The organism is Sphingomonas molluscorum (assembly GCF_039522995.1).
Taxonomy (GTDB): domain Bacteria; phylum Pseudomonadota; class Alphaproteobacteria; order Sphingomonadales; family Sphingomonadaceae; genus Sphingomonas; species Sphingomonas molluscorum.
In genome coordinates this window covers 914,615-922,372 of sequence record NZ_BAAAEL010000001.1, presented here as the reverse complement: position 1 = coordinate 922,372, position 7,758 = coordinate 914,615, and the positions used below count along the sequence as shown (strand labels likewise).

At 69.2% G+C, this 7,758-nt stretch carries 8 protein-coding genes; 7 read left to right on the top strand and 1 reads right to left on the bottom strand.

Annotated elements, in window-relative coordinates; genetic code table 11:
- Positions 1-410 precede the first annotated feature (410 nt).
- Positions 411-1,412, bottom strand: a complete 1,002-nt coding sequence (locus ABDZ92_RS04400) for a LacI family DNA-binding transcriptional regulator (RefSeq protein WP_125961341.1) — start codon at positions 1,410-1,412, stop codon at positions 411-413.
- Positions 1,413-1,534: 122 nt separating this feature from the next.
- Between ABDZ92_RS04400 and ABDZ92_RS04395 the strand changes: the two genes are divergently transcribed.
- The 7 genes from ABDZ92_RS04395 to ABDZ92_RS04365 are packed head-to-tail and all read left to right on the top strand — an operon-like array spanning position 1,535 to position 7,740.
- On the top strand, positions 1,535-2,785 hold the full coding sequence (locus ABDZ92_RS04395; protein ID WP_125961340.1) for an MFS transporter: 1,251 nt from the start codon (positions 1,535-1,537) through the stop codon (positions 2,783-2,785).
- A complete protein-coding gene (locus ABDZ92_RS04390) occupies positions 2,782-3,846 on the top strand; it encodes a sugar phosphate isomerase/epimerase family protein (RefSeq protein WP_125961339.1) in 1,065 nt (354 codons plus the stop codon). Before ABDZ92_RS04395 ends, ABDZ92_RS04390 begins: the two co-directional genes overlap by 4 nt.
- Complete coding sequence (locus tag ABDZ92_RS04385) at positions 3,846-4,991, top strand: Gfo/Idh/MocA family protein (protein ID WP_206432220.1); 1,146 nt, start codon at positions 3,846-3,848, stop codon at positions 4,989-4,991. Before ABDZ92_RS04390 ends, ABDZ92_RS04385 begins: the two co-directional genes overlap by 1 nt.
- The gene (locus ABDZ92_RS04380; protein ID WP_125961338.1) at positions 4,988-5,359 is read left to right on the top strand and encodes a c-type cytochrome; all 372 of its coding nucleotides are present in this window, start codon (positions 4,988-4,990) and stop codon (positions 5,357-5,359) included. Before ABDZ92_RS04385 ends, ABDZ92_RS04380 begins: the two co-directional genes overlap by 4 nt.
- Positions 5,360-5,372: 13 nt before the next feature.
- Positions 5,373-6,287 (top strand): hydroxypyruvate isomerase family protein, encoded by a 915-nt coding sequence (locus ABDZ92_RS04375; protein WP_125961337.1) that lies wholly within the window; start codon positions 5,373-5,375, stop codon positions 6,285-6,287.
- 44 nt (positions 6,288-6,331) lie between these two features.
- Positions 6,332-6,901 (top strand): gluconate 2-dehydrogenase subunit 3 family protein, encoded by a 570-nt coding sequence (locus ABDZ92_RS04370; protein ID WP_125961336.1) that lies wholly within the window; start codon positions 6,332-6,334, stop codon positions 6,899-6,901.
- Positions 6,898-7,740 carry a sugar phosphate isomerase/epimerase family protein gene (locus ABDZ92_RS04365; protein ID WP_125961335.1) on the top strand — a complete coding sequence of 281 codons (843 nt, stop codon included), beginning with the start codon at positions 6,898-6,900 and terminating at the stop codon, positions 7,738-7,740. Before ABDZ92_RS04370 ends, ABDZ92_RS04365 begins: the two co-directional genes overlap by 4 nt.
- Positions 7,741-7,758: the final 18 nt, after the last annotated feature.

The following is a 7,758-nucleotide window of genomic DNA, read 5'->3' as shown; positions in this document are numbered from 1 at the left end:
CCGGTAGCTCGTCAGGCTCATAACCTGAAGGTCACAGGTTCAAATCCTGTCCCCGCAACCAAACACACAACACAACAAAGCCCGCTTGTCGCAAGACAGCGGGCTTTGTTGCGTCCGGGGCATGGCGGTGGAGGACGACCTGAAGCGGCGATCGCGCACGGGAGCGGTCGTGCGCGTCCGAGCCTTGGCGCTTCGCTCGCGCGCGTCAGACCTACCCTGCCTCATACGCTGCGCTCCCCAACAGGGCTCACCGCAACTGGGCCCCGGCCTCCGCCGGGGTACGATGAAGTGGTTCCCGGGATCGACGGCGTCTTTCGAGCGCGGGCGCCAGGCGCGGTTTCGCTGCTTTGCTGGTGTTGCGTGGGTGCGCAGAGGATCGTCGCGGTGCTGCGGCCGACCACGGGCGGTCGCTAGCGGCGGGCGGGGGCGGTGCTGTTGCGGATGACGAGGTCGTGGGTGAGGGTCAGCTGGCGGCGGGCGGGGGTGCTGCCGCGCAGGATGTCGACCAGCAGCTCCACGGCGCGCTGGCCGATCAGGCCCTTGGGCTGGGCGATGGTGGTGAGCGGCGGCGAAAAGAAGCGGGCGAGGGGCAGGTCGTCGAAGCCGATCACCGAGACCTGGCCGGGACAGGAGAACCCTGCCTGGGCGATCGCGCTCATTGCCCCCATCGCCATCTCGTCGCTGAAGCAGAAGATCGCGGTGACCCCGCCCGCAAGCAGTTCGCCCGCGCGCTGGAAGGCGGAGGCGGCGGAATAGTCGCCGGCACGCAGCTGCAACTGGTCGCCGAGGCCGTGGCGGTCGGCGGCACGCAGGGCGCCCGTCAGGCGATCGCGGCTGATCGGGCTGATCGCCGGGCCGGTGATCACGCCGATATCGCGGTGCCCGAGCGCGATCAGATGCTCCATCGCGTCGCTGCTGGCGGCCGCGTTGTCGATGTGGACGCTCGGCACGCCGATGTCGGGGCTGTATTCGCAGCCGTTGACGATCGGCGCCGCCGGTCCCTGGTCGGCGAGCAGCGGGGCGAGGCTGGCCGGCAGGCGATGCCCGAGGAACACCAGCCCGTCGACCTCGCGGCGCGAGAGCATGTCGGCGTATTGATCCTCCACCTCCGGATCGTGGCGGGTGTCGCCCACCACCACCGAATAGCCGGCATCGCGCGCCGCCTCCTCCGCGCCACGGATCACGCTGGCGAAGAAGGGATTGGAGATGTCCGGGACGGTCAGCAGGATCTTGGCCGCGCGCAGCGTGCGCAGGCTGCGCGCGGCGACATTTGGCTGGTAGCCAAGCGCGTCGACGGCATCGAGCACGCGCCGGCGCGTCTGCTCGGCCACGCGCGCAGGCTGGCTCAGCACGCGCGACACCGTGGCGGTGGACACCCCGGCGACGGCGGCGACCTGGATGATCGTCGTCATGCCCACTTCATGTCGCGTGCCGCGTACGCTGTCGATAGCGGGTGATGTAATCCTTTACATGGCGGTTCGCGCTGTTAGGCTGTCCTCAAGAGCAGGAAAACTGCGGCGGAGGGGATAAGCGCATGGTCGCTGCCGAAGGGACGTTGACGGGTGACGTGCGCCCGGCGTCGGGAATGCTGACGGGGCGGCTGAGCGCCCTGATGTTCATGCAGTTCTTTGTCTGGGGCGCGTGGAACGTGACCCTGGGTCTGGTGATGCAGACCGTGGGCATCGGCAATTTGATCGCCAACGCCTTTTCGGTGGGGCCGATCGCCTCGATCGTGGGCTCGTTCCTGCTCGGCATGGCGGCCGCGCGCTATTTCAGCCCCAAGATGCTGATGGTGATCCTGCACCTGGTGGGCGGCGTGCTGCTGTTCGTGCTGCCCTCGCTGGTGACGCCCGAGCATGGCGACAGCTTCGTCTGGCTGCTGCTGGGCTACATGATCCTCTACATGCCGACCGTCGGCCTGGCGAATACCATCGCCCTCAAGAGCTTTGGCGAGCGGGTCGATCGTTTCCCGTTCGTGCGCGCGTTCGGCACGCTGGGCTGGATCGCGGCGGGGCTGATCATCGGCTGGGCGGGGCTGTCGGCGAGCCCGCAGATCTTCACCGTCGCCGCCGTCGTCTCGATCGCGCTCGGGGTCTACAGCGCCACCCTTCCCAATGTGGAGGCGGACGCGCCGCGTGACGAGAGCGTGATCCGGCAGGTGCTGTGCGTCGAGGCGTTCGGCCTGATGCGCCAGCGCTCGTTCCTGATCTTCATCGCGGCAGCGACGCTGATCTCGATCCCGCTGGCGATGTATTACGCCTATGCCTCCGCCTATATCGGCACGGCGGGCATCGAGAATGTCGGCGGCACCATGACGATCGGGCAGATGTCCGAGCTCGCCTTCATGTTCTCCATGCCGTGGCTCTATCGCCGCTTCGGGGTGAAGCCGCTGCTGCTGGTCGGCATGATCGCCTGGGCAGTGCGCTATGCGCTGTTCGCGATCGGCGACGGGGGCGACTCGCTGTGGGCGATCTACCTGGGCGTGGCGCTGCACGGCGTGTGCTACGACTTCTTCTTCGTGGCGGGCGCGATCTACACCGGCACCATCGCGTCGCCCAAGGGCGTCAACGCGCAGGCGCAGGGGATGCTGACGCTGTTCACCTATGGCGTGGGCATGTTGCTGGGCTCGCAGATCGGCGGCCTGCTCTATGCCCAGCTGCCCGAGACGCCGAGCGTCGCCGACTGGCAGCACATGTGGTGGTACCCCGCGATCGCGGCGGCGGTGGTCGCGATCCTGTTCCAGATCAGCTTCCGCGACGAGACCAAGGGAGAGGCGCGCGCATGACCGCGATGAAGGGGCCGGGCATCTTCCTGGCGCAGTTCCTGGGCGACACCGCGCCGTTCGATACGCTGGACGGGCTGGCCGAATGGGCCGCGGGCCTGGGCTTCGTGGGGGTGCAGATCCCGTGCGACCCGCGGCTGATCGACCTGAAGACCGCGGCCGAGAGCAAGGATTATTGCGACGAGCTGCGCGGGCGGCTCGCGCGGTTCGGGATCGAGCCGACCGAACTGTCGACGCATCTCCAGGGCCAGTTGGTGGCGGTGCACCCGGCCTATGACGCGCTGTTCGACGGCTTCGCGCCGGCCGAGGTGCACGGCAAGCCCGAGGCGCGCCAGGCCTGGGCAGTCGAGCAGGTGACGCTCGCCGCCAAGGCGAGCGCCAACCTGGGGCTGTCGGCGCATGCGACCTTCTCGGGCGCGCTGGCCTGGCCCTATGTCTATCCCTGGCCGCAGCGGCCCGCGGGGCTGGTCGAGGAGGCGTTTGCCGAACTGGCGCGGCGCTGGACGCCGATCCTGGACGCGTTCGAGGATGCGGGCGTGGACTGCGCGTTCGAGATCCACGCCGGCGAGGACATTCACGACGGCGCGTCGTGGGAGCGGTTCCTGGCGGCGGTGGGCGAGCACCCGCGTGCGCGCATCCTGTTCGATCCGTCGCACTATGTGCTGCAGCAGCTCGACTATCTCGACTTCATCGACCGCTATCACGACCGGATTGCGTGCTTCCATGTGAAGGATGCCGAGTTCAACCCGACCGGTCGCTCAGGCGTCTATGGCGGCTATGAGAGCTGGGTGAACCGGGCCGGGCGCTTCCGCTCGACCGGGGACGGCCAGGTCGACTTCGTCGGCGTGTTCAGCAAGCTTGCCCAATATGGCTACAAAGGTTGGGCGGTGCTGGAGTGGGAATGCGCGCTCAAGCGTTCCGAGGATGGCGCGCGCGAGGGGGCGCCGTTCATCCGCGACCATATCATCCACGTGACCGAGCGGCCGTTCGACGATTTCGCTGCGAGCGGCGTCGACCGGGCCGCGATCCGATCGCTGCTGGGCCTGAAGGAAGGCGGCGAGTGATGCGGCAGCCGCTCCGGCTCGGCATGGTGGGTGGCGGCGAGGGCGCGTTCATCGGCGCCGTGCATCGCATGGCCGCCGCGCTGGATGGCGACTGGCGGCTGACCGCAGGGGCGTTCAGCACCGATGCGGGGCGCAACACCCGCACCGGCGAGCAACTGGGGCTCGATCCCGCGCGCGTCTATGACTCGCTCGATGCCCTGCTGGCAGGCGAGCGTGCGCTGCCGGCGGAAGTGCGCATCGATGCGCTGGCGATCGTAACGCCGAACCATCTCCACGCGCCGATGGCGATCGCCGCGCTCGAGGTGGGCTTCCACGTGTTCTGCGAAAAGCCGATGGCGATGAGCGTCGCCGAGGCGGAGGCGATCGCGGCGGCGGCCGAGGCGAGCGGGCGGACGTTCGCGCTGGCCTTCACCTACAGCGGCTATGCGCTGGTCGAGGAGGCGCGGGCGCGCATCGCGCGCGGCGACCTGGGCGCGATCCGTCTGGTGCAGGTCGAATATCTCCAGGGCTGGCTGAGCGCGCCGATCGACGAGGCCGGCAACAAGCAGGCCGAGTGGCGCACCGACCCGGCGCGGGCCGGGATCGGCGGCTGCCTGGGCGACATCGCCACCCATGCGTTCCAACTCGCCGAGCATGTCTCCGGCCTGCGCGCCGAGGCGGTGGCGGCGGACCTGACCATCCATGTGCCGGGGCGCCGGCTCGACGACGACGTGAGCGCGCTGCTGCGCTTCGAGGGCGGCGCGCGCGGCACGCTGAAGGCGAGCCAGGTCGCGGCCGGCGAGGAAAATGGCCTGAAGCTGCGCATCCATGGCGAGCGCGGCGGGCTGGAATGGGCGCAGATGGAGCCCAACACGCTGACGCTGCGCTGGCTCGACCGGCCGGCGGAGATCCTGCGCGCGGGCGGGCCGGGCTTGAGCGACGGTGCGAGCGGGCTGCTGCGCACGCCCGCGGGGCATCCCGAGGGCTATGTCGAGGCGTTCGCCAACCTCTACCGTGGCTTCGCGGCGGCGATCCGTGGCGAAGGGGAGCGGTGGTTCCCCGGGGTCGGCGACGGGCTTCGCACCATGAAATTCGTCGAGGCCGTGGTCGCCAATGCGGCCTCGGACCGGAAGTGGACCAGCATCGATCCGGGAGAGAGTGTATGAAGCGTATCATCAGCCTGGGGGCGGCGGCAGCGATGCTGGCCGTCACCGCGGCACCGGCCGTCGCGCAGACCGCGCCGCCGCCGGCCTTTGCCGCGTGCAAGGCCTGCCACACGGTCGACAAGGGTGGCCGCAACGGCGTCGGGCCGAACCTGAACGGCGTGGTCGGCCGGCCCGCGGCCGCGGTGCCGGGCTTCAACTATTCCAACGCCATGAAGGCGTCGAAGCTGCGCTGGGACGAGGCGACGCTGGACCAGTTCCTGGCCGCGCCGACCAAGAAGGTGCCGGGCACGCGCATGCCGATCGGCATGGCCGACGCCGCCAAGCGCAAGGCGATCATCGCGTTCCTGAAGGCGCAGGGCGGCAAATGATCGGGCGGGGGGCATGACGGTCTCGCGTCGCACCGTGCTGGCTGCCGGCGCGGTCGCGCCGCTCGCGGCGAGCGCCGGCCTGGCGCAGGGCGGCGGCGGCTCCAACGCCGCCCGCTTTTCGCTCGGCTATGCGCCGCACGAGGGCAGCTTCGCCAGCCGCGGCGGCCTGCTCGAGCAGATCGCCTATGCCGCCGACCAGGGCTTCACCGCCTGGGAAGACAATGAGGCGCGCAGCCGGCCGGTCGCGGAACAGCAGCGCATGGCCAAGGCGCTGCAGCAGCGCGGCATGGCGATGGGCGTGTTCGTCGCCAGCATGCCGAAATGGTCGCAGTCGCGGCCGCTGCTGGGTGCCAACGACGGCGCCGAGCGCGAGGCGTTCCTGGCCGACGTCCGCAGCGCCATCGACGTCGCCAAGCGCCTGAATGCGACGCGGATGACGGTGGTCACCGGCTTCATGGACCCCAAGGTGCCGGTGGAGATCCAGACCGCGCGGGTGATCGACGTCATGCGCCGCGCCGGCGACATCGTCGCACCCCACGGCATCGCGATGGTAATGGAGCCGCTCAACACGCGCACCAACCATCCCGGCGTCTACATGCAGAGCATCGCCCAGGGCTATGCCGTGGCGCGCGGCGCCAACAGCCCGGGCGTGAAGATCCTGGCCGACCTCTACCACGAGCAGATCCAGTCCGGGAACCTGATCCCGGTGATGGACGCCTGCTGGAGCGAGATCGGCTATATGCAGTTCGGCGACAATCCCGGGCGCAACGAGCCCGGCACCGGCGAGATCCATTACGCCAACATCGTCCGGTGGCTGCGCCAGCGCCGCTATGCCGGGGTGATCGGCATGGAGCACGGCAATTCGGTCAAGGGCCGCGCCGGCGAGGACCGGCTGATCGCCGCCTATCGGGAAATCGACGCACAATAAGAAGGGGAGGCACGAATGCTTCGCACCACGGGAGGAGAGGCCAAGTGATCGATCGCAGAACGGCGCTTGCCGGCGTCGTCACGATGTTCGGGGCGGGACTGTTCGCGCCGATCGCGCGCGCGGCCGGTGCGGCCCAGGCATCGCGGGTGCCGGTGATCTCCGACGGCCCGCCGAGCACGGCCGTCTTCACACCCGACCAGCGCGCGCTGGTGACGGCGCTGAGCGAGCGGATCATCCCGACCACCGACACGCCGGGCGCGATCGCAGCGGGCGTGCCGATGTTCATCGAAAAGCTGCTCGCCGATTGGGGCGTGCCGGACGATCGCAAGCCGATCCTGGCCGGGCTGGAGGCGGTCGAAGCCCGCAGCCTGAAGGACTATAAGGTCTCCGCCGCCAAGGCGACGCCCGAGCAGCAGGATGCGCTGCTGACGCTGGCGATGAACGGCCAGATCCCGGGCGGCAAGGACTTCTTCGAAGCGATGCGCCAGATGGTGATCACCGGCTATTACACGTCGGAGATCGGCATCACCCAGGAGCGCGAATATCTGCCGGTGCCGGGCGAATACAACGGCGCCTTCCCCTATTCCCAAGTCAACAAGGTCTACAGCGCATGATCAGCCGCCGTACCCTGCTCGCGGGCGCCGGGGGCGCCGCGGCCATCGCCCTGTCGAACCGGATCATCCCGGCCGCCCATGCAGCCCAGATCCCGGCGGTGGGGCTCCAGCTCTACACCGTGCGCGAGCTCTTCCAGAAGGACCCGGTGGCGACGCTGGGGCAGGTGGCGCGCATCGGCTATCGCGAGGTCGAGTTCGGCGGCGGCGGCTATGACGCGATGGATCATGCGCTGCTGCGCCGGACGATGGACCGGCTGGGGCTGCGCGCGCCGTCGGTGCACATCGGCTATGACGCGCTGCTCGGCCAGTTCGAGCGATCGGTGACCATGGCGAAGACCTTGGGCGCCGACACGGTGGTGCTGCCGTACATGACGGACCAGCACCGCACAGAAGCCGGGTGGAAGGCGGCGCTGCCCAACATCGCGCGCTTCGGCGCCGAGTTGAAGAAGGCGGGGCTGGGCTTTGCCTACCACAACCACGACTTCGAATTCACGGTGAAGCCGGGCGGCAAGAGCCTGTTCGACCGGCTGATCGAGGAGACCGACCCGTCGCTGGTGCAGGTGGAGCTCGACCTCTACTGGGCAGCACACGCGGGCGAGGACGTGGCCGGGCTGATCGAGCGGCTGAACCGCCGCATCTATGCCTATCACGTCAAGGACATGCGCGCCGACCGCAGCATGACCGCCGTGGGCCAGGGCAAGACCGACTTCGCCGCGCTGTTCCGCCTGAAGGGAAGCGCCGGGGTCCGCCACTTCTATGTCGAGAACGACGAGGCGCCCGCGCCCTATCTTCCGGACATCACCACCAGCTTCAAGACGCTCCGCGCGCTGCGGTTCTGAGCACGTACGGGCAGGGGA

Bases quoted from the DNA above. Each gene is read 5' to 3' on its own strand.
- ABDZ92_RS04400 (WP_125961341.1), bottom strand. From the start codon at position 1,412: ATGACGACGATCATCCAGGTCGCCGCCGTCGCCGGGGTGTCCACCGCC.
- ABDZ92_RS04395 (WP_125961340.1), top strand. From the start codon at position 1,535: ATGGTCGCTGCCGAAGGGACGTTGACGGGTGACGTGCGCCCGGCGTCG.
- ABDZ92_RS04390 (WP_125961339.1), top strand. From the start codon at position 2,782: ATGACCGCGATGAAGGGGCCGGGCATCTTCCTGGCGCAGTTCCTGGGC.
- ABDZ92_RS04385 (WP_206432220.1), top strand. From the start codon at position 3,846: ATGCGGCAGCCGCTCCGGCTCGGCATGGTGGGTGGCGGCGAGGGCGCG.
- ABDZ92_RS04380 (WP_125961338.1), top strand. From the start codon at position 4,988: ATGAAGCGTATCATCAGCCTGGGGGCGGCGGCAGCGATGCTGGCCGTC.
- ABDZ92_RS04375 (WP_125961337.1), top strand. From the start codon at position 5,373: ATGACGGTCTCGCGTCGCACCGTGCTGGCTGCCGGCGCGGTCGCGCCG.
- ABDZ92_RS04365 (WP_125961335.1), top strand. From the start codon at position 6,898: ATGATCAGCCGCCGTACCCTGCTCGCGGGCGCCGGGGGCGCCGCGGCC.